This is a genomic window from Solwaraspora sp. WMMB762, from assembly GCF_049179115.1.
GTDB lineage: Bacteria > Actinomycetota > Actinomycetes > Mycobacteriales > Micromonosporaceae > Micromonospora_E.
Genome location: NZ_JBMHMD010000001.1, coordinates 5,069,187 through 5,088,922, shown reverse-complemented (window position 1 = coordinate 5,088,922; position 19,736 = coordinate 5,069,187). Strand labels below are relative to the sequence as shown.

The following is a 19,736-nucleotide window of genomic DNA, read 5'->3' as shown; positions in this document are numbered from 1 at the left end:
CGGTGACCGCCACCACCGGACCCACCGCCGCCCCGGCCACGCCCTCGGCCGTACCTTCGGCCACGCCCTCGGCCGCGCCGCCGACCCGGCCTCCGGCAGCGGTACTGGAGGCGGTCCTGGAACGGATCACCTACGCCAACGAGGAGACCGGCTACACCATCGCCCGGGTCGCCACCGAGCGGTCCGGCACCGACCTGCTGACCGTGGTCGGCTCGCTGCTCGGCGTACAGCCCGGGGAGAGCATCCGGCTGGTCGGCCGGTGGGGGTCGCACCCGAAGTACGGCCGACAGTTCGAGGTCCACTCGTACACCACGGTGCTGCCGGCCACCGTGCAGGGCATCGAACGCTACCTCGGCTCCGGGCTGATCAAGGGGATCGGGCCGAAGATGGCCGGCCGGATCGTCGCCCACTTCGGCGCCGACACGCTACGGATCATCGAGGAAGAGGCTGGCCGGCTGGTCGAAGTGCCCGGTCTCGGGCCGAAACGGACCTCGCTGATCGCCAAGGCGTGGATCGAACAGCAGGCGATCAAGGAGGTGATGATCTTCCTGCAGGGTGTCGGGGTCACCACCTCGCTCGCCGTACGGATCTACAAGAAGTACGGCGACGGGTCGATCTCGATCGTCCGCAACGAGCCGTACCGGCTGGCCGCCGACGTCTGGGGCATCGGGTTCAAGACCGCCGACACCATCGCCCAAGCGGTCGGCATCCCGCACGACAGCCCGGAACGGATCAAGGCCGGCATCCAGTACACCCTCTCCGAGGCCGCCGACAACGGCCACTGCTATCTGCCGGAGCCCAACCTGTGTACGGACGCCGCCGGCATCCTCGGCGTCGCCGTCGAACTGGTCCGCGACGCGCTCACCTCGCTGGTCGCCGAGGAAGGCGTGGTACGCGAGGCGGTGCCGAACCCGACCAGCGAGGGCGGCACCATCCCGGCCGTCTACCTGGTGCCGTTCCACCGGGCCGAATGCTCACTGGCCGGCAGCCTGCTGCGGCTGCTGCACCACCGCGCCGACCGGTTGTCGGCGTTCGCCGACGTCGACTGGGGCCGGGCGCTGGCCTGGCTGCGCGCCGGCACCGGTGCCGACCTCGCCCCCGAGCAAGAGCAGGCGGTACGCCTGGCGCTGACCTCGAAGGTGGCGGTGCTCACCGGCGGGCCGGGCTGCGGCAAGTCGTTCACCGTCAAGTCGATCATCACGCTGGCCGCCGCCAAGGGCGCCAAGATCGTGCTCGCCGCGCCGACCGGCCGGGCGGCGAAACGGATGACCGAGCTCACCGGCCACCCGGCCGCCACCGTGCACCGGCTGCTGCAACTGCGGCCGGGCGGCGATCCGACGTACGACCGGGACAACCCGATCGACGCCGACCTGATCGTCGTCGACGAGGCCTCGATGCTCGACCTGATCCTGGCCAACAAGCTGGTCAAGGCGGTGGCACCCGGCGCCCACCTGCTGCTGGTCGGCGACGTCGACCAGCTGCCGTCGGTCGGCGCCGGCGAGGTGCTGCGCGACGTGCTCGCCGCCCCGGCCGTACCGCAGGTGCGGTTGACCCGGATCTTCCGGCAGGCCCAGGAGTCCGGGGTAGTAGTCAACGCGCACCGGATCAACGCCGGCGAGCAGCCCCGCACCGACGGCATGGCCGACTTCTTCCTGTTCGCGGCCGACGACCCGGAGGCGGTCGCCGGCCTGGTGGTGGACATCGTCGCCCGACGGATCCCGCGCAAGTTCCGGGTGCCGGCCCGCGACATCCAGGTACTCAGCCCGATGCACCGGGGTCCGGCCGGCGCCGGCAACCTGAACACCGCCCTGCAGGAGGCGCTCGCACCGCCGCGCGACGACCGGCCGGAGCGGCGGCACGGCGCCCGGGTGTTCCGGATCAACGACAAGGTCATCCAGATCCGCAACAACTACGACAAGGGCACCGCCGGCGTCTTCAACGGCACCATCGGAGTCGTCACCGCGGTCAGCACCGAGGAGCGCAAGCTCACCGTCCGCACCGACGAGGACGAGGACATCGAGTACGAGTTCGACGAGCTGGACGAGTTACAGCACGCGTACGCGATCACCGTGCACCGCTCCCAGGGCAGCGAGTACCCGGCGGTGGTCATCCCGGTGACGATGAGCTCGTACACGCTGCTGCAGCGCAACCTGCTCTACACGGCGGTGACCCGGGCGAAGAAACTCGTGGTCCTGGTCGGCTCCCGCAAGGCGATCGCGATCGCGGTCCGGACCGCCGGGGCCGGTCGCCGGCACACCGCACTCACCCACCGCCTGGCTCCCGACGACTGACCCATCCGCCGATGGCCAAGATCAACGTGAGTGCCATGGTTCCCATGAGGTCTATTCACAGGCGATCCTGTAGAAGTGCAGCCCGATGGCGCAGGAGATCGTTTCTGTGAAGGTCGCGAGCGGTCTGCGGTAGTCGGTGTGCAGGATTCTCCAGGTCTTCAGATTCGCGATGACCTGTTCGACGACCCAGCGGATCTTGTTGACCTGCCTGTTGTATTCCTTCTGCCACTCTGTGAGCTCGCCGCCCTTGGGCTTCTTGTACGGAGTGATCATGCCGTTGCCGACGTATCCCTTGTCGCCGATCCAGCCTCCAGGATTCAGGCTGACGAGAACACCGGTGTCGTTGATCGCGTACGAGTCGTGGTGGTTGCCGGTGACGGGATCGGAGACCCAGACGAGCGCGCCGTCGAGGGTGCAGGCGACCTGGACGCTCATGCCCGTGGTCTTGTGCTTGCCGGAGTACAGACAGCGGTCCGTGCGCCATGACCAGCAGGGGAACAGGGTGCCGTCGACGATGTACTGGACGGTCGGGTCGAGCTCGTCGGCGGTCGGCGAGAACCCCGCCAGCACGCGGTCGAGGACCGGTGTGATGCCGGTGACCGCCCGTGAGATCGTCGACTGGGAGACGCCGTGCGCCTCGGCGATCTCCGCTTGGACGCGGTTGCGCCGCATGTAGGTCAACGTGACCACGAGGGCGCGGTAGAGGCCGAGGATCGGTGGCCACGGTTCCATGCCCAGGTTCCGGCATTCGGCGCGGACCAGCACGCAGAGGTCGCGGATCTGATCGGTCGTGAAGCCGGTGGTATGATACATGTTCGGCGGTCCGCTTTTCTTTGGTTGTTGTGTGGTAACTCCATCCTATGGGAGGGCGGGCCGTCTCATTTATCGGGGGTCCACTGTGGGCTATCGAGGCCCTGCTGAATAAGCCTCCATGTAGCTGTTTTGAGACCCATGGCGCTCACATTGATCTTGTTTTGGGTCACGCGGATCCGGTCCGCTTAGCCAGATCGACGAACCCACGCAGCTCCGCCGTCAGCTCATTGAAGGGCAGCTCCCGAGAGAGCTGCGACGTAGGTGTGGATGCTCTCCGCGTCGCCCTCGAAGCCGAGGCCTCAATGAAGGGCAGCTCCCGAGAGCTGCGACCCGACCGCAGCGACCAGCGCGGCGGCAACGGCGGTCGGCGGCCTCAATGAAGGGCAGCTCCCGAGAGAGCTGCGACCAGCACCTCGCCAAGGCCGCCGTACGGATGGCCGGCCAGCCTCAATGAAGGGCAGCTCCCGAGAGAGCTGCGACCTCCGGCCTGCTCGGGCAGGGTGAGCGACCTACCCGCCTCAATGAAGGGCAGCTCCCGAGAGAGCTGCGACGTACGCTCCGCGTGAGTGTTCGGCGGTGCGAACGCCTGCCTCAATGAAGGGCAGCTCCCGAGAGAGCTGCGACGTTTGTGCCCACTGGTCGCCGAGCAGGTGCCCGACGCCTCAATGAAGGGCAGCTCCCGAGAGAGCTGCGACTGACTTGACGCTACGGGCCGTTCATCGGTCTGGCGCCTCAATGAAGGGCAGCTCCCGAGAGAGCTGCGACTTCCGAACAGCAAGACCACCTACGCCCGGCTGGTGCCTCAATGAAGGGCAGCTCCCGAGAGAGCTGCGACACTGACCAAAATCACCGCCCAACTCGACGCCCTGCCTCAATGAAGGGCAGCTCCCGAGAGAGCTGCGACTGACGCGGATGGACACGAAGTCCTGACCGGCTCCCGAGCCGCCTCAATGAAGGGCAGCTCCCGAGAGAGCTGCGACAAAAGACGGAACAAAGACGGAATTCGGACGCCGCCTCAATGAAGGGCAGCTCCCGAGAGAGCTGCGACCGAAACCATCACCTCGCTGGCAGCCAAGGTCCCGATGTCGCCTCAATGAAGGGCAGCTCCCGAGAGAGCTGCGACCCTCGGGCGCGAGTTCCTTGCGGCGGCCGCAGATGATCGGGCCTCAATGAAGGGCAGCTCCCGAGAGAGCTGCGACTTGGCTGCGCACGGGCTCCCCGTCGGCGACGACGGCCTCAATGAAGGGCAGCTCCCGAGAGAGCTGCGACTCGACGACGGGGTGCCCGTGCGAGACGTCCAGCCTCAATGAAGGGCAGCTCCCGAGAGAGCTGCGACATGTCGATGTGCCGGCGGTGCTTGCGGCCCACCGCGCCTCAATGAAGGGCAGCTCCCGAGAGAGCTGCGACGACGACGAGAAGATCGCCCACGAGGAGATCGCCGCGCCTCAATGAAGGGCAGCTCCCGAGAGAGCTGCGACTTCGGCGATCCACTGCAGCGGCGCCCTGCGGTCAGCCACGCCTCAATGAAGGGCAGCTCCCGAGAGAGCTGCGACCATCCGTCACCAGTGCTTCGACTGTCGGGCCACGGAGAGGCCTCAATGAAGGGCAGCTCCCGAGAGAGCTGCGACCACCGTGCAGAAGCCATCCATCGGCCGCATCGTCCAGCCTCAATGAAGGGCAGCTCCCGAGAGAGCTGCGACCATTCTTCGACGGTGGCGAGGTTGGCCATCCAGGCCTCAATGAAGGGCAGCTCCCGAGAGAGCTGCGACTCGACGCGGGCGTCGAGGTCGGCCGCGTCTACGTGCAGCCTCAATGAAGGGCAGCTCCCGAGAGAGCTGCGACAGGGTACCGATTCTACCCCTCCTGACCTGCGGTGGAGCGGGCGGTCCGCGAAGGGTCCGCCCGGAGAGAGCACGACAACAGCCCGAACGCCACCAACGTCCACTCTCGAACCGTACTTGAGCTGCGTAAACAGCTCCGCGAAGGGTCCGCGCTCACGGACGTCATGACGGAGCCTTCGCGGCGGAGAGCGAACCGACCGAGCCGGCCAGCGAGCACGCGACCCTGACTCACTGCGTCCGGCGAGCGATACAGAGCGCCGACCCTACCGAGGCAGGGTCGGCGCTCGTTGGCTGTCTCGCCGAGATAGCCGTCAGGCCGTCAGTGGTGGCGCTTCGCCACCTCGATGAACGAGCGCCACGCGGACGGGCCGAAGGCCAGGGTGCCGCCGTCTCGGTTCTTGGTGTCCCGGACCAGGACCCGGCCGGGCAGGTTGTCGGCCACTTCGACGCAGTTGTTCTGTCCGTTGCTCCGACTCGATGTGAACCAACGAGCCGCTGAAACGTCGCCAGTGATCATTTGCCCATCTCCTTCATCGCGTCCCTGATTGCCTGCCTCGATGCCTGTTCATCGAGCGAGGCGTCCCAGATGTTGGTGAATGCTGCCTCGTACCGGTCGATCTCATACGGCTTGTCCAGGAACAGCGCCCCGGTGAAACCGTCGACGTAGACTGTGGGTGGTTCGGTGGCCTGGCCGTTGCCGTTGGTGGGGAACTCCAACACGACGAACGGACCCGACATGATGCCGGCGTGTGTCCCGACCGCGAACGGCAGCACCCGCAGTGCCACGTTCGACATCTCGCTCACGGTGAGCAGCCGTTCCAGCTGCGCGCTCATGACCTCCTGCCCGCCCACCGGCCGACGGAGGATCGACTCGTTGAGCACCACCCTCAGCTCCGGTGCCGCGACCGGTCTGGTGAGCAGCGCCTGCCGGGCGATGCGAAGCTTAACCCGCCGGGCGATCTCGTCCGGCTCCGTGCCGGGGTTGTCGGCCTCGATCAGCGTACGGGCGTAGTCCTCGGTTTGCAGTAGCCCTGGCACGAGCTCAGCTTCGTACCACCGCAAGTGACTGCAGGACTCCTCCAGTCCGATGTAAACGTCGAAGCCCTCGTTGATTATGTCCGCGTAAGACAGCCACCAGCCCTTGCTCTTGGTCTCCTTGGCGAGAGCCATGAGCGATGTCGTCGTCTCGGTCAACGCGCCGTAGACGCGGCACATCTGCTCGACGTCGAGTGACCGCATGGACGTCTGCCCGGTCTCGATCCGCCAGATCTTCGCTTCGCTCCACTCCAGAGCGGAGGCAGCGGCTCTGACCGTGAACCGGGCCTGCATCCGGAGATCACGCAGGCAGCGGCCCAGTTGCCGTCTCGGCACCGTTGACCCTGTCGCTCCTTCCGCCACGTCTTACCCTCCGCTCCTCGCCTCACGGTGAGGCGACCCTGTCACTCACGATGAAAGCACCCGTACGCCTGTTTTGCAATGCATGCTTCGCTCACTATGACCGACTTCTGGGTGCCCTAAATGAAGTCTTGCAGATCGATACACGCAGTGCTCTACTCGTTTTCGATACCTGGGCATGCCGCACCGCCCAGCAGCCGGCGAGGGGTAGCCCGAGCAGGCACATGTCGTCGGTCCCGCTCGACTCGAAGAGGGCTCCATGGTGAAGCCACTGATGTACGGCTACCTGCGGGTGGACCTCGACGCCCTCGACGGCGACATCCGGCAGATGGAACTCGCCCTCAAGTTCTGGGCCGAGCAGGAGGGCTGCTGCCTCGCAGGGCTCTTCCATGAGTACGACAGCGCGCTGAGCCGCCCGGCCCTCACCGCACTGATCGAAGAGACCCGCCGCTCCAACGCCCGGCGCGTGATCACGCCCAGCCTTGCGCACCTCTCCACGCACCCGGTGGTCCAGCACCACCTTCTCAACGCGCTGGAAGACACCGGCGTCCTGGTCCACACCCTGCAGGAGAACTGAACCCATGAAACCGCCGCTGTACGGCTACATCCGCCTACTGCCGCCGCACGCCAACACCAGCAACGCCATCGTGGACCAAGCCGAGCAACGCATGCAGCAGTTCGCCGACAGCCACGGCTACGACCTGACCGCCGTCTTCATCGAACGCGCAGCGACCAGCCGAGCAGCGTTCGACCGCCTGATGCATGACCTCCTCGTCGAGGACGCCCACCACATCATCGTCCCCGCCCACGAAACCCTCTCCGCACACCACAGCCACCTCTTCGACGACCTGATCGAGGAACTTCACGCGGCAGACGCGCTCATCTTCGATCTCGAAGCCATCGACACCTGCGACAGGAGAGTGTGGCCATGCTAGGAATCGGGGCAGTCGTCGGCGCGGCGCTGCTCGGCTTCTGCGCCGGGCTCTGGTCGTTCAAGATTAAATCCAGGTGGTGCCCAGACTGCGGGCGCACGACCTACCCGATAGCGGATCGGCCTGGTGAGTAGCCGACTACTCGCCACGCCGGAGCCGAAACCCGGCGACGTCCTGATCATCGGCCGGGAAGCCAGCGTCCAGTTCGCCGACGACCGCGCCATCCGACTCCGGGTCATCGCCGTCGACCGGAAGTGGACCTACGACGGGTGGATCTGGCTCACCGGATACGTCATCGACCGTCACGGCAACGCCGCCGAACGACGGGAGATCTTCGTCCAACGCCACGGACTCTACCGACTACCACGGCACGCAGAAGCCCGACCACCGACCAATTGATCAAGGGAGAGAAATGATCACCGAAATGCTCCGTGACTGGTGGCTGCGCTGGCTCGACTGGCGCTCCGGCCGGTCCACGGCCTCCAAGCGGCTGCACCACCTGCGCCGCGAGCTGCGGCAACAACGGCAGACGGCATCGGCCCGTCACCGCCGACTCGACGGCAACCGGGGACACCACTGGACCACACAGGCGACCGAACTGGTCCCGACCCTGCGCCCACTGATGACCTACGGCCAACAACTCGGCTACTGCCTACCGCCCACCATCACATGGTGATGCCGCCAATGGCGATCGGGCGATCGGCGTACGCCAGCGGTACGTCTGCCGGCGGCGGTTATCTGCCGGCAGACGTACGGCTGGCGCGACCACCGCGACCACCGCGACCACCGCCCTGCGCCGGCACCTGCGGCGGGCTCGCCGGCCCCGGCGTCTGGCCAGCCGACCCGCGTTGTCGGCCGGCCGGCCGCCAAGTGCGGCCGTTGGCGTAGACGATCCGGAAGCCCAGGTACGCCGCCAGCGGCGCCCAGTGCGACGAACCCATCCGCAGCTCAGCGGCGTTGTTGTAGACCCCGTTGGCGAGCACGTCGAGCAGCACCGTCTCGAACGCCGCCGACTCCACCCAGTCGACCTCCCGGGTGTAGCCGCAGATCAGCGAGGCCCCGGTGGTGGCGAGGAACTCGCGCATCCGGGCGTCGGAGGCGCGCAGCACCGAACAGCTGCCGAAGTACAGCCGCTTGCCGGCGCACCGGCCGGCCATCTGCTCGGCCACGTCGTCCAGGTCGACGTGGTGCCGTTCGGTCAGGCACAGTTTGGTCGGCTCGCCGTGCATGGCGAAGAAGCCGACCCGGTAGTCGGCGTACTGGCGCAGCAGCCAGCGGTCCAGGAAGTAGGCCAGCTCGTCGGGGGTCGCGGCGTCGCGGTGGATGAACCGGATCCGGCTGAGCCGTTCCAGCAGCTCCAGGGTCGGCAGCACCGAGCCGCGCTCGTTCAGGTCGCGATGCCACTGCCCCTCGATGCAGAAGACACCACCGCGCGCCACGTCGCCTCCCACCGTCGCGGACCACCCGCCGGACCGCCCAAGGTCGCAGCCGGCCCGGAGCACCGAGGTCCGCTGCCTGCCGGGTCGCCCGGTCGGCAGCCCGGCCGGGCCCGCTACCCACCTGTCGGTCCGGTCAGTGACCATACCGCCGGTCAGGCCGGTGGTGTCACCTCGGACCGGGGCACCGCGAGACGGACCACCCCGGCGTCGACCGCCGCCAGCTGTTCGACGCTGACATAGCCGACACCGCCCGACAACGCCGCCGGCTCCGTCGTGCTGATCTTGATGAAGCCGGTACGCAGCAGCCGGGCCGCCACGTCGGGCGCGGTGGCCGGCTCGTCGCCCACCTGCGGGTGGGGCACCTCGTCGCCGATCGCGTCCTGCGGATCGACCGCGCCTTCGACCGTCACCGCGTTCGGATCCGCTGGACGGACCAGGGCGACGGTGCCGATCTCCTCGCCCCGTGCGTCGACCACCGGCATGCCGGTGGCGATCCGGTCTGTCACAGATGCGTCAGCCGCGTTCATGGAAGTCCGGTTCCCCGTGTCGGCGTGCGACAAACCGTCCGTCGGAGACCTCGCGCCAGGCGCCGGGGCCGTCGATCAGGCGACGGACCGCGTCGTACGCGGACTCCTCGGTGTCGTACTCGGTGAACCGTGACCTGCCCTCGGCGCCGCCGACGCGGGCCTCGACGAACCACCGGTCGGCGTCGGCGCGGAGGAACACGTCCCGCCGGGCCAGCCGCCCCCAACTGCCGTTCCACCAGTGTTTACGCTGCTCCACCCGACGGACCCTATCGAACATTTGTTCGAGTGGGTACGGCGGTCAGTCCGTCTCCGGCCGCTGGTAGCAGGTGCCACAGGTGGGGTCGTCACAGCGGGGCCGGACAAGGGTGGCCACCGCCCGCCCGCCAGCGGGTTGGGCGGTCGGTCGACCGAGGTCGGCGACGGGTCGGGTAGGGGTTGCGCAGTCCTGGGACGTGATCCCGGCTAGCTGCTCCATGTGTCAAGTGTCACGCAAATCACGTCCCGCCGCCGCCATTTTTCAACTGCTGGGAGTGATAGGGCAACTACGGAGAGTTCCTCGAGGTCGGCGCCTCGTCGACCTGGCGCCACCGAGGGAACCTACATGGTTGTCTCGGAGCCGATTTGACGACAATGACGGTTCCCTCGATCCGAATCCGCGCCGGTGACCACCCGGGACGACGACACCTACCGGTCGGTGCGGCGGGTCACCAGAGCGTCCCGGATCTCGGTCAGCAACTTGATCTCCTCGCTCGGCGCGGCCGGCGGCGGCTCCTCGCCCCGACGCCGACGCTCCGCGAGCCGGTTCATCGGCATGACGACCAGGAAGTACAGCGCGGCGGCGGTGAGCACGAAGGTGATCACCGCGTTGACGAAGGCCGGCCAGTCGAAGACGACGCCACGGACCGTGAACCCAGCACCGCCGATGCCCTCCTCGCCGGTCAGCAGCACGGACAGCAGCCTGATGAACGGCTCGAGGAACGACTTGGTCAACTGGGTCACCACGGCGGTGAACGCCGCACCGATGACGATGCCGACCGCGAGGTCGACAACGTTCCCGCGCAGGATGAAATTCTTGAAGCCGTTGATCATGAGGGGCACTCCCGGCAGCTGAGCGGAATATCGGTCGACAACCTACCGCGACGATCTGCCCGCCCCGCTGGCGCACGCCCCGTCGCCCGGCCCCCGGCAGCGCGGTGGAATGCCTGGTGACCGGCGGTCGTTGTGCATGGTCCGCCCCCGCACCGCACGACCACCTGGAACGGCGATCCCCCCGGCACGGAGAGGTGGACCCCCCATGAACACGATCATCACCGGTACGCTCCGCGACAAGCTGCGTAACACCGCCCTCGGCATCGCCGGGCTGGCCCTGGCCGGCGGCGCGATCGCCGCCCCCGCCCTGGCCGCCCAGCACACCCCCGGCGTCCGGGCTGCCACCACGGACACCGCCGTCACCACCAGTGACACCGTCACCACCGACCACGACGCCACCAGCGACCGCGTCGACAGCGACAAGCTGACCCCGCACGGTGTGCAGGGTGAGCAGTCCCGCATCACCCTGTCCGGCGAGCAGACCGACAACGTCAAGGGCATCATCGCCGCGACGAAGAAGGCCGGCATGGACGAGCGGGCCGCCGTGGTCGCCATCGCCACCGCCCTGCAGGAGTCGAAGCTGGAGAACCTCGGCCACCTCGGTGACCGCAACGACCACGACTCGCAGGGCCTGTTCCAGCAGCGTCCCTCCTCCGGCTGGGGCACGGTGGAGCAGATCACCGACGTCGAGTACTCCACCACCGCGTTCCTGAACGGGCTCAAGGCCGTCGACGGCTGGCAGGACATGCCGCTGACCGAGGCCGCCCAGACCGTCCAGGTATCGGCGTACCCGTTCCACTATGCGCAGTGGGAGACCCAGGCCGCCGAACTGGTCGCCCAGCATTGGAACAGCTGACCCACCGCACCATCCGCAGCAGCACCGGAGCAGCGCGCCGCAGCGCGGCACCACCGCGCAGCGCTCAGCGCGAGGGCCGGACCCCGCCCCCCGGGGTCCGGCCCTCGTCGCGTCAGCGTCACGGGCCGGTCTTGCGTGAGCGTCGCGGGTCAGTCGGTGCCGAGGTAGGCGGCCGCCTCTCGGGCCGCCCGTTCCGGGTCACCGTCGCGGATCGCCGCGACCAGCCGGCCGTGGTCGACGTGCCGGTCCGGGTGCAGGTCCGGGCCGACCGCCTCGGCGACGGTGGCCCGCATCGCCGCGCCGATCGAGTCGTACAGCTCGGACAGCATCACGTTGTGCGCGGCGGCCATGATCGCCCGGTGCAGCGTCAGGTCCGCGTCGACGAACCGGGCCAGGTCGCCCCCGCGCCAGGCTGCCTCGCGGTCGGCCAGCGCCGCGTCCAGTGACGCCACGTCCGCCGGGGTACGCCGCTGCGCCGCCAGCCGAGCCGCCTCGACCTCGAACGCCCGGCGGACCTCCACGGTCTCCCGCCACTCGGCGGTGGCGCAGCGGCGGGCCACCGCGCCGGCCAACTCGTCGGTGGAGATCACGTAGGTGCCGGAGCCCTGCCGGCACTCCAGCACGCCGGCGTGCACCAACGCGCGTACCGCCTCGCGGACCGTGTTGCGCCCGACGCCGAGCGCCTCGGCCAGCCGTGGTTCGGTCGGGATCCGGGTGCCGAGCGGCCAGTCGCCGGCGGCGATCTGTTCGCGCAGCGAGTCGATCGCCTGGCGGACCAGAGTCTGCCGGGACCTGCGGGAAGTGCCGGAAGTGCCGGACTGGCCGGCAGGTGCCGGCGGGGAAGCTGCCGAGGGTGTCATCGGTTACATCACCCGACCATAAATCATCCCATGATTTTAGGATGGTCGACATGACTCCGCCAACCGCCCTCACCGGCCGCCCGGCTACCCGGACCGCACCGGGGTCGACCGTGCCGAGGCAGACCTCATCGGGGCGGGCCGTGCCGGGGCCAACCACGACCGGGCCAAGCACGACCGGGCCAACCACGACCGGGCCAACCACGACCGGGCGGATCCAGCCGGTGCCGGCCACTTCACCGGCCGGGACGGCGACCACCGGAGCCGGCCGGCGCGGCACGGTCGTGGTGCTGATCGCGATGATCCTCGTCGCGCTCAACCTGCGGCTCGCGATCACCAGCCTCGGCCCGCTGCTGGACGAGGTCCGTACCGGCCTGGCGCTGTCCGGCCTGCTTGCCGGCGTGGTGACCATGCTGCCGGCGTTGGCCTTCGCCTCGGTCGGCGCGTTCACCCCGTGGCTGGTCCGCCGCTTCTCGCCACCGCGGCTGCTGGTGGCCTCGATGGCGGCGCTCGCCACCGGTCAACTGCTGCGGGTCACCACCAGCTCCGCCTGGTTGTTCGTGGCGACCAGCGCCCTGGCCCTGGCCGGGATCGCGGTGGCGAACGTGCTGCTGCCGATGCTGGTCCGGCAGTACTTCCCGCACCGGGCCGGCCTGGTCACCGGCGCGTACATGATGTCGCTGACCATCGGCGCGTCGGTGTCGGCCGGCACCGCGGTCCCGATCGCCCACGCGGCCGGCAGTTGGCGGGTCGGGCTCGGCTTCTGGGCGCTGATCGCTGTCGCCGCCGCGGTGTTCTGGGTGCCGGTCGCCTGGCGGGACCGGCGGCAGCCGGCGACCAGCGCCACCGGGCATCGGCCGGCGGCCAGCGCTGCCGGCCAGCAGCCGGCGGTCACTACCGCTGGTCGACGGCCGCTGGCGCGGCCGGGCGCGACGGCGATCCGACCGGGCCGGACCCGGCTCGGTTGGCTGATGGCCGGCTTCTTCGGCGCACAGTCGTTCGGCGCGTACGCCCAGATGGGTTGGCTGGCGCAGGTGTTCCGCGACGCCGGTTTCCGGCCGGAGACCGCCGGGCTGCTGCTGGCCGGGGTCACCGCGGTCGCTGTGCCGATCGCGCTGCTGACGCCGACGCTGGCCACCCGGATGGCGAGTCTGCGGCCGCTGGTGCTCGGTACCGCCGTGGCGTCCGCGCTCAGCTACGCCGGGCTGCTCTGGCTGCCGTACGAGGGTGCCCTGGTGTGGATGGTGCTGCTCGCGCTCGGCCAGGGCACCTTCCCGCTGGCGCTGGCAATGATCGGGCTCCGGGCCCGGACCGGGGCCGGCGTCGTGTCGTTGTCGGCGTTCACCCAGAGCACCGGTTACCTGATCGCCGCGCTCGGCCCGCTCTCGGTGGGTCTGCTGTACGAGCAGACCGGCGGCTGGTTGGTGCCGATCGCGCTGCTCGGTGTGGCGCTGCTGGTGCAGACCGGTACGGGCTGGGCGATCGCCCGGCCCCGCTGGATCGAGGACGAGGCCGGCGCCGCCGCGTCAGTCAGTCGGCCGGAGCCGGCTGGGGCGCCGAGACCGCTTCGTCGACGGTCGGGAAGGTCTGCAGGACCTCGACCAGGCCGCTGACCTCCAGGATGCGCAGCACCCCGCGCTGCGGTGCGGCGAGCCGGACGACGCCGCCGGCCTCGTCGCACCCGTTCTTCGCCCGGACGAAGACCGACAGGCCGGTGGAGTCGCAGAACGACACGTCGGCCAGATCGAAGACCAGCCGACTACGGCCTTTGTCCAGTAGATCCGTTATCTGGTCCTGGAGTTGGGGTGCGGTGGCCATGTCCAACTCACCACCGACCGACACGACGACGACGTCGCCACGCTGCTCCGTCTGCACCGTCAGGGACATTCGAGACCTCCAGCCATTCCGCTCGAACGGTACTCCACTTGCTGTCGTCCGCGCAGGACCGGGAGTTCGTTGCCCGGTCACCATAATCCCAGCCCGGTCGGGGACCCGCCGCGACCGGCGTCATCGCGGCGACGGCGGGGTCCCGTCCGCCGGCCGGGTCAGCCGGCCAGCCCCACCCGGTCGAGGATCCAGGCCGTGACGAAGGCCTCCTCGTGCCAGGCGTCGTAGCGCCCGCTCGGGCCGCCGTGACCGGCACCCATCTCCGTCTTCAGCAGGTACGACCCGCCGGGAGCCACCGCGCGCAGTTTCGCCACCCACTTCGCCGGCTCGTGGTAGAAGACCCGGGTGTCGTTGAGGCTGGTCACGGCCAGGATCGGCGGGTAGTCGACGGCGGCGACGTTCTCGTACGGGGTGTACGAGCGCATGTACGCGTACACGTCGGGGTCCTCCAGGGGGTTGCCCCATTCCTCCCATTCGGTGACCGTCAACGGCAGCGTCGGGTCGAGGATCGTGTTCAGCGCGTCCACGAACGGCACCTGCGCCACGATGCCGCCGAACGCGTCCGGGGCGAGGTTGACCACCGCGCCCATCAGCAGCCCACCGGCCGAGCCGCCCCGGGCGATCAGCCGGTCCGAGGTGGTCCAGCCCGCCTTCACCAGGTGTCGGGCGCAGGCCACGAAGTCGGTGAACGAGTTCTTCTTGGCCATCATCTTGCCGTCGTCGTACCAACGCCGGCCCAGCTCACCGCCGCCTCGCACGTGCGCGACAGCGAACACCACGCCACGGTCCAGCAGCGACAGCCGGGGCACCGAGAACCACGGGTCCATGCTGATCTCGTACGACCCGTACCCGTAGATCACGCACGGCGCGGAACCGTCCCGGGGGGTCCCGGCGCGGCACACCACCGAGATCGGCACCCGGGTGCCGTCGTCGGCGACCGCCCATTCCCGGTGCTGCTCGTAGCCGGCCGGGTCGTAGCCGCCGAGCACCGGCTTGCGCTTGCGCAGCGCCAGGTCGCGGGTGACCAGGTCGTAGTCGTAGATGGAGTCGGGGGTGATCAGCGAGGTGTAGCGGATCCGCAGGCTGGTGGTGGTGTACTCGGGGTTGGCGTCCAGCCCGACGCTGTAGATCGGTTCGGGGAACTCGATGTCGAAGGTGTCGGTGCTGCCGACCGGGAGCACCCGCAGCCCGGTCAGTCCGTCAGTACGCAGCGACACCACCAGGTGGTTGGCGAACGCGTCCACCGATTCGAGCCGGGTGCCGGGGGTGTGCCCGATCAGCGGAACCCAGTCGCCGGGGGCGTCCACAGAGGTGTACGCGAGGGCGAAGTCCTCGGCGCCGTCGTTGTGCAGGATCAGGAACCGGTGCCCATGGTGCTCGACCGAGTAGTCCACCCCCTGCCGACGCGGGGCGATGACCACCGGCTCGGCGGTCGGGTCGGTGGCCGGCAGTGCCCGTACCTCGCTGGTGGTCTTGCTGTGCGCGTCGATCAGGATGAACCGCTCGGAGCGGGTCAGCTCGACGCCGACCCAGAACCGCTCGTCGTCCTCCTGGTGGACGATGACGTCGCGGTCCGCGCCGGTGCCGATCTGGTGGCGCCAGACCCGGTACGGCCGCCACGCGTCGTCCACGGTCAGGTAGAACAGCGCGCTGCCGTCGGCCGCCCAGGCGGTGCCGTAGAAGGTCGACGGCACCTCGTCGGGCAGCACCTCGCCGGTGGACAGGTCCTTGATCCGCAGGGTGAAGCGCTCGTCGCCGGAGAAGTCGGTGGAGTACGCCAGCCAGCGGCCGTCCGGGCTGACGTCGAAGGTGCCCAGCGCGAAGAAGTCGTGCCCCTCGGCGAGGGCGTTGCCGTCGAGCAGGATCTCCTCGCCGTCGATCGACACGCCGTCGACAGTGGCCGGCGGGGCCGAATCACCAGGCCGGACCGCGAGCCGGCAGTGGATGCCGTACTGCTGGCCTTCGACGGTCCGGGTGTAGTACCAGTAGTCGCCCTTGCGGGTCGGCACCGACAGGTCGGTCTCCTGGGTACGCCGCTTCGTCTCGCCGAACAGTGTTTCGCGCAGCGCGGCGAGGTGCGCCGTGGCACCCTCGGTGTAGGCGTTCTCCGCCTGCAGGTAGGCGATCGTGTCCGGGTCGTCCTTGGCGGCGAGCCAGGCGTAGTCGTCGACGACCGTGTCGCCGTGGTGGACGCGCTCGGTCGGGACACGCTTGGCGGTCGGCGGAACCGGTGTCTGGGTCGTCACCCGGCCACGGTACCGCCCGGAGCGGGCCGCCCGGTCGCGGCGGCACGCCGCACGGCCATCCGGATCGATTAGAACACGTGTACGATCAGCGCGGGGGGTGACTCGACGGTGATTCAGGACGTGGCCGCTCGACTGGCTGAGATCTGTGGTGCCGCGCACGTGCGCGACGCTGGCCCGGCCGATGAGGTGGCGGCCGCCGCTCCGCGTTGGGTGGCGGCACCGGGCACGGCCTCGGCGACCGCCGAGGTGCTGCGCCTGTGCGCCGATCGGGATCTGACCCTGATCCCCCGCGGCTCCGGCAGCAAACTGGACTGGTGGACTCCTCCGTCCCAGGTGGACATCGTGCTGGACACCTCCCGGCTGACCGGCGTCTGGCACCGCCCGCCAGGATCACGCACCGTCCGGGTCGGCGCGGGCACCCCGCTGCACACCGCCCAGCAGGCCGTCGGCCGGGCCGGCTGGCGGATGCCGCTGGACCCGCCCTCCGCGTCGGCGACGGTCGGCGGGATCGTCGCCACCGACGAGACCGGACCGTTGAGCCACCGGCACGGTCCGCCGTGCCGGCACGTGACCGGGGTCGACTACGTCGACGCCGCCGGGCGGCTGGTCCGGGCGGCGTCGGAGACTGACGACGCCGGTGACGAACTGCCCCACCTGCTCTGCGGTTCGCAGGGGGCCCTGGCGGTGCTGGTCGCCGCGACGGTCCGGCTGCAGCCGGTGCCGGCCGACCGACGCTGGGTGCGACGCACCGTGCACACCCCGCTGGAGGTACGCGACCTGGTCGGCGAGCTGACCGTCGACGGGCTGCACCCGGTGGCGGTCGAGCTGGATCTGCCGGCACACGCCGCGCGTACCGTCCGGCCGTCCCAGGTGCCGCCCGGCGGGCAGCTCGCGGTGCTGTTCGAGGGCGAGCCGGGTCTGAACCGGCAACGCGCCGGCCGGGCGGCGGCACTGCTCGGCGGGGACGCCGTCGACACCGCCCGACCGCCGGTCTGGTGGCGGCGCTACCCGTTCACCGCCAGCGACATCGCTCTGCGGCTCGACGTACCGGCCGCGCACCTGCACGCCGCGATCTACGCGGTGCGCGACGCGGTCGGCGCGCCCATCGGTGTTCGCGGTTCGGTCGGCACCGGCCTGGTGCACGCCGTACTTCCCGGGTCGACCCCGCCGGAGCGGGTCGCCGAGACCCTGGCGACGGTTCGGGCGGTGCTGCTGGCGCGCAGCGGCAGCTGCGTGGTGCTGACCGCGCCCGCCGAGGTCCGACAGGCCGTCGACATCTGGGGCCACCGGCCGGGCCTGCCCCGGCTACTTGAGCTCAAGCAACGGTTCGACCCGCAGCACCGGCTGGCCCCCGGCCGGTTCACCGACGGGTCCTGACCGGGCTGGCCGGGCCGGCCTTCGTCGCCGGCTCGTTGCGTACCACCAGGATCGCGATGTCGTCGCGGGGCGCCTCGACCGAGAAGTCCAGCGTCGTGGTACGCAGCCGGGCCGCCACCACGTCGGCGGAGAAGCCGGCCAGCGGTGCCGCCGCGCGGCGCAGCCGCTCGGTGCCGAACAGTTCCCGCCCGTTGCGTCGCTCGGTGATCCCGTCGGTGTAGAAGACCAGCGAGTCGCCGGGTGCCAGGCTGAGCTCCACCGACGGTGCGACGATCTCCTCCAGCAGCCCGAGCGCGGTCCCGCCGGCACCGACGAACCGGGCCTGCCCGTACCCGCTGATCAGCACCGGCCGGTCGTGGCCGGCCAGGTGCAGTCGGACGTCCAGCTGTTGGTCGGCGGTGACCGTCACGGCGGCCATCGCGAGCGTGCAGTAGCGGCCACCGCCCCGTTCGACGAGCGTGTCGTTGAGCCGGGCCAGCACCTCCGGCAACGCCTTTCCGTCGCGTACCAGCACCCGGATGACGTCCCGGACCAGCCCGGTGACGGTGGCGGCCTGCACCCCTTTGCCGGACACGTCGCCGACCACCACCAGCCAGCGGCCCTCCGACAACGGCACCACGTCGTAGAAGTCCCCGCCGACCTCGACCGCGTCGCCGCTGGGCACGTACTCGGCCGCCAGCCCGATCCCGCCGATGGTGGGCAGCCCCGGCGGCAGCAGCGACTGTTGCAGGGTGTGCGCGACCCGTCGGCGTTCCTGATGGATCCGGGCGTTGTCGATGGCCAGCGCGGCCCGCCGGGCGACGTCCTCCAGGACCGACACCTCGTCCGGGTCGTGCCGGTGCCGCAGGTGCCGGCCGACCGCGAGGGTGCCGAGCCGCTGACCCCGGGCCACCAGCGGTACGGCGAAGCCGTCCATCGGTGCGCCGAGCGGCACCTGTGATCCGCTGCGCGACGCCTCCCGCAGCCGGGCCAGCACGGAGTCGGGGCCGGACTCGCGCAGCGTGGCGTGCAGCGTGGGCAGGACCGTCTCGTCGGCGTGGCTCGCGGCGGCCAATTGCAGCTGGCCCCACTCGTCCGCGGTGTGCACCGCGCACCACCGGCCGAGCCGGGGCACCACCAGCTGCGGGATCAACGCCATTGTCAGGTCGACGTCGAGTGACTGGGCGAGCAGTTCACTCGCCTCGGCCAGGAAGGTCAGCCAGGTCTGCCGGCGCAGGTCGGCGCGGCGCAGCCGGTCGTTCTCCAGGTGCAGCGAGAGCCGTTCGGCGACGAGCGCGGCCAGCGGCCGGGCGTAGTCCGACGGTGCGGCGTCGAGTTCGAGTTCCCCGGAGTACGGCCGGTGCACGGTCAGCGGTACGCGCAGCAGTTCACCGGCCCGCGGCTGGCGGCCGTACCGCGCCAGGATCTGGACCCCGTTGCCGTCGCCACGGTCCAGCCGGACGGTGCCACCGGCCGCGCCGACCAGGTCCGCCACCCGGGCGAGCAGGCTGCCGGCCAGGTCCGCGAGCGGATCGTCGGCATGCGGTTCCGGCCCGGCCTGCATCAGCGCGGCGAGCGTCCCGGCGCTGGGCGCGGCGGGCGGCCGGGTGTGGTGATCATCGTCGGCGGTGGGTGCCGGCCGGGTGCCGGCCGGCCACGGCGGGAACCAGTCGTCCGGTGCCGGTGGGGTGCCGTGCCGGTCGAGTCGGAACCAGACCCCCTTGCCGGTGCGCAGGTGGGTGGTGCCCCACCGGCTGGCGAAGTGGTCGACGAGGAGCAGCCCCCGGCCCCGCTCGGACACCTCGGAGATGTTCTGCCGCTCGTTGCGGGGCAGCGCGGCGACGTTCTCGATCGGGCCGGCCGCGAAGTCGGTGACCGTGACGGTCAGCCCGACCGGGTCGGCCACCACCTCGATGATCAGCTCGGTGCCGGCGTGTACGACCGCGTTGGTGGACAGCTCGGTGGTGAGCAGCAGCGCCTCGTTGATCAGTTCATCCAGGGCGGCTTCGGACAGCACCGACCTGACTACCGCACGTGCGGTGGCCGGGGTCCGTCGGTCGGCCGGCAGGCGAACCCGCCGGACATGCTCACTCCCGGTGCCGGTGGCGGAACGCTCGGCCCTAGCTGTCACCTGCCGGTTCCTCCGATCCCCTGACAGATTGGTGCGGGCATGCGCCTCGCATCTGCCACGGTAGTCGAGCAATGAT

Annotated in this window: 19 protein-coding genes and 1 CRISPR repeat array; of the genes, 8 read left to right on the top strand and 11 right to left on the bottom strand. The window is 70.0% G+C overall.

Annotated features, from left to right (window positions below; genetic code table 11):
• The first annotated feature begins 104 nt into the window (after nt 1-104).
• Complete coding sequence (locus ACN27J_RS22750) at nt 105-2,291, top strand: ATP-dependent RecD-like DNA helicase (RefSeq protein WP_421372388.1); 2,187 nt, start codon at nt 105-107, stop codon at nt 2,289-2,291.
• A gap of 51 nt (nt 2,292-2,342) precedes the next feature.
• Here the strand turns inward: ACN27J_RS22750 and ACN27J_RS22745 are convergent, their stop codons facing one another.
• From ACN27J_RS22745 to ACN27J_RS22735, 3 genes are all read right to left on the bottom strand, one after another.
• Nucleotides 2,343-3,056, bottom strand: a complete 714-nt coding sequence (locus ACN27J_RS22745; protein ID WP_421367855.1) for a transposase family protein — start codon at nt 3,054-3,056, stop codon at nt 2,343-2,345.
• 269 nt (nt 3,057-3,325) lie between these two features.
• Nucleotides 3,326-4,946: a CRISPR direct-repeat array (repeat unit 36 nt; unit sequence GCCTCAATGAAGGGCAGCTCCCGAGAGAGCTGCGAC).
• A gap of 318 nt (nt 4,947-5,264) precedes the next feature.
• Entirely contained in the window at nt 5,265-5,462 is a 198-nt protein-coding gene (locus ACN27J_RS22740) for a DUF397 domain-containing protein (RefSeq protein WP_281552639.1), read from the bottom strand.
• Nucleotides 5,459-6,316 carry a helix-turn-helix domain-containing protein gene (locus ACN27J_RS22735; RefSeq protein WP_421369344.1) on the bottom strand — a complete coding sequence of 286 codons (858 nt, stop codon included), beginning with the start codon at nt 6,314-6,316 and terminating at the stop codon, nt 5,459-5,461. The genes ACN27J_RS22740 and ACN27J_RS22735 overlap by 4 nt, the downstream gene beginning before the upstream one ends.
• A gap of 283 nt (nt 6,317-6,599) precedes the next feature.
• Between ACN27J_RS22735 and ACN27J_RS22730 the strand changes: the two genes are divergently transcribed.
• From ACN27J_RS22730 to ACN27J_RS22715, 4 genes are all read left to right on the top strand, one after another.
• Nucleotides 6,600-6,917 (top strand): recombinase family protein, encoded by a 318-nt coding sequence (locus ACN27J_RS22730; RefSeq protein ID WP_421369342.1) that lies wholly within the window; start codon nt 6,600-6,602, stop codon nt 6,915-6,917.
• 4 nt (nt 6,918-6,921) lie between these two features.
• Nucleotides 6,922-7,275, top strand: coding sequence for a recombinase family protein (locus ACN27J_RS22725; protein ID WP_421369340.1), 354 nt, complete (start codon nt 6,922-6,924; stop codon nt 7,273-7,275).
• Between the two features lie 123 nt (nt 7,276-7,398).
• The gene (locus tag ACN27J_RS22720) at nt 7,399-7,671 is read left to right on the top strand and encodes a hypothetical protein (RefSeq protein ID WP_421369338.1); all 273 of its coding nucleotides are present in this window, start codon (nt 7,399-7,401) and stop codon (nt 7,669-7,671) included.
• Between the two features lie 13 nt (nt 7,672-7,684).
• Nucleotides 7,685-7,948: a hypothetical protein gene (locus ACN27J_RS22715; RefSeq protein WP_421369336.1), complete on the top strand. Its 264-nt coding sequence runs from the start codon at nt 7,685-7,687 to the stop codon at nt 7,946-7,948.
• 58 nt (nt 7,949-8,006) lie between these two features.
• On the opposite strand, the gene ACN27J_RS22710 is transcribed toward ACN27J_RS22715, so the two are convergent.
• The 4 genes from ACN27J_RS22710 to mscL all read right to left on the bottom strand — a co-directional run bounded on the left by ACN27J_RS22710 (nt 8,007) and on the right by mscL (nt 10,327).
• Nucleotides 8,007-8,711, bottom strand: a complete 705-nt coding sequence (locus tag ACN27J_RS22710) for a DUF6642 family protein (protein ID WP_421369335.1) — start codon at nt 8,709-8,711, stop codon at nt 8,007-8,009.
• A 152-nt stretch (nt 8,712-8,863) separates the two neighbouring features.
• Nucleotides 8,864-9,217, bottom strand: coding sequence for a hypothetical protein (locus ACN27J_RS22705; protein ID WP_421369333.1), 354 nt, complete (start codon nt 9,215-9,217; stop codon nt 8,864-8,866).
• A gap of 7 nt (nt 9,218-9,224) precedes the next feature.
• Nucleotides 9,225-9,515 carry a hypothetical protein gene (locus ACN27J_RS22700; RefSeq protein WP_416569502.1) on the bottom strand — a complete coding sequence of 97 codons (291 nt, stop codon included), beginning with the start codon at nt 9,513-9,515 and terminating at the stop codon, nt 9,225-9,227.
• 407 nt (nt 9,516-9,922) lie between these two features.
• Nucleotides 9,923-10,327 carry a large conductance mechanosensitive channel protein MscL gene (mscL, locus tag ACN27J_RS22695; protein ID WP_421369331.1) on the bottom strand — a complete coding sequence of 135 codons (405 nt, stop codon included), beginning with the start codon at nt 10,325-10,327 and terminating at the stop codon, nt 9,923-9,925.
• A gap of 205 nt (nt 10,328-10,532) precedes the next feature.
• Here mscL and ACN27J_RS22690 point away from each other — a divergent pair, with 205 nt between their 5' ends.
• Nucleotides 10,533-11,183: a hypothetical protein gene (locus tag ACN27J_RS22690; protein WP_421369329.1), complete on the top strand. Its 651-nt coding sequence runs from the start codon at nt 10,533-10,535 to the stop codon at nt 11,181-11,183.
• 149 nt (nt 11,184-11,332) lie between these two features.
• Here ACN27J_RS22690 and ACN27J_RS22685 read toward each other — a convergent pair whose 3' ends face one another.
• Complete coding sequence (locus tag ACN27J_RS22685; RefSeq protein ID WP_421369327.1) at nt 11,333-12,043, bottom strand: FadR/GntR family transcriptional regulator; 711 nt, start codon at nt 12,041-12,043, stop codon at nt 11,333-11,335.
• Between the two features lie 50 nt (nt 12,044-12,093).
• On the opposite strand from ACN27J_RS22685, the gene ACN27J_RS22680 reads away from it, so the two are divergent.
• Nucleotides 12,094-13,653: a CynX/NimT family MFS transporter gene (locus ACN27J_RS22680; RefSeq protein WP_421369325.1), complete on the top strand. Its 1,560-nt coding sequence runs from the start codon at nt 12,094-12,096 to the stop codon at nt 13,651-13,653.
• On the opposite strand, the gene ACN27J_RS22675 is transcribed toward ACN27J_RS22680, so the two are convergent.
• Together ACN27J_RS22675 and ACN27J_RS22670 are read right to left on the bottom strand one after the other, a co-directional pair.
• On the bottom strand, nt 13,571-13,927 hold the full coding sequence (locus ACN27J_RS22675; protein ID WP_123607037.1) for an STAS domain-containing protein: 357 nt from the start codon (nt 13,925-13,927) through the stop codon (nt 13,571-13,573). The two genes, ACN27J_RS22680 and ACN27J_RS22675, sit on opposite strands and share 83 nt — an antisense overlap.
• 158 nt (nt 13,928-14,085) lie before the next feature.
• Nucleotides 14,086-16,173 (bottom strand): S9 family peptidase, encoded by a 2,088-nt coding sequence (locus ACN27J_RS22670; RefSeq protein ID WP_421369323.1) that lies wholly within the window; start codon nt 16,171-16,173, stop codon nt 14,086-14,088.
• Nucleotides 16,174-16,293: 120 nt separating this feature from the next.
• Between ACN27J_RS22670 and ACN27J_RS22665 the strand changes: the two genes are divergently transcribed.
• Nucleotides 16,294-17,550 carry an FAD-binding oxidoreductase gene (locus ACN27J_RS22665; protein ID WP_421369321.1) on the top strand — a complete coding sequence of 419 codons (1,257 nt, stop codon included), beginning with the start codon at nt 16,294-16,296 and terminating at the stop codon, nt 17,548-17,550.
• Here ACN27J_RS22665 and ACN27J_RS22660 read toward each other — a convergent pair.
• Nucleotides 17,534-19,660, bottom strand: coding sequence for a SpoIIE family protein phosphatase (locus tag ACN27J_RS22660; RefSeq protein WP_421369320.1), 2,127 nt, complete (start codon nt 19,658-19,660; stop codon nt 17,534-17,536). The genes ACN27J_RS22665 and ACN27J_RS22660 overlap by 17 nt on opposite strands.
• Between the last annotated feature and the right edge of the window lie 76 nt (nt 19,661-19,736).

What these genes read in the sequence shown, in the direction of transcription:
- ACN27J_RS22740 (WP_281552639.1), bottom strand. Translation starts at nt 5,462, where the DNA reads ATGATCACTGGCGACGTTTCAGCGGCTCGTTGGTTCACATCGAGTCGG.
- ACN27J_RS22730 (WP_421369342.1), top strand. Translation starts at nt 6,600, where the DNA reads ATGGTGAAGCCACTGATGTACGGCTACCTGCGGGTGGACCTCGACGCC.
- ACN27J_RS22725 (WP_421369340.1), top strand. Translation starts at nt 6,922, where the DNA reads ATGAAACCGCCGCTGTACGGCTACATCCGCCTACTGCCGCCGCACGCC.
- ACN27J_RS22715 (WP_421369336.1), top strand. Translation starts at nt 7,685, where the DNA reads ATGATCACCGAAATGCTCCGTGACTGGTGGCTGCGCTGGCTCGACTGG.
- ACN27J_RS22700 (WP_416569502.1), bottom strand. Translation starts at nt 9,515, where the DNA reads ATGTTCGATAGGGTCCGTCGGGTGGAGCAGCGTAAACACTGGTGGAAC.
- mscL (WP_421369331.1), bottom strand. Translation starts at nt 10,327, where the DNA reads ATGATCAACGGCTTCAAGAATTTCATCCTGCGCGGGAACGTTGTCGAC.
- ACN27J_RS22690 (WP_421369329.1), top strand. Translation starts at nt 10,533, where the DNA reads ATGAACACGATCATCACCGGTACGCTCCGCGACAAGCTGCGTAACACC.
- ACN27J_RS22685 (WP_421369327.1), bottom strand. Translation starts at nt 12,043, where the DNA reads ATGACACCCTCGGCAGCTTCCCCGCCGGCACCTGCCGGCCAGTCCGGC.
- ACN27J_RS22680 (WP_421369325.1), top strand. Translation starts at nt 12,094, where the DNA reads ATGACTCCGCCAACCGCCCTCACCGGCCGCCCGGCTACCCGGACCGCA.
- ACN27J_RS22675 (WP_123607037.1), bottom strand. Translation starts at nt 13,927, where the DNA reads ATGTCCCTGACGGTGCAGACGGAGCAGCGTGGCGACGTCGTCGTCGTG.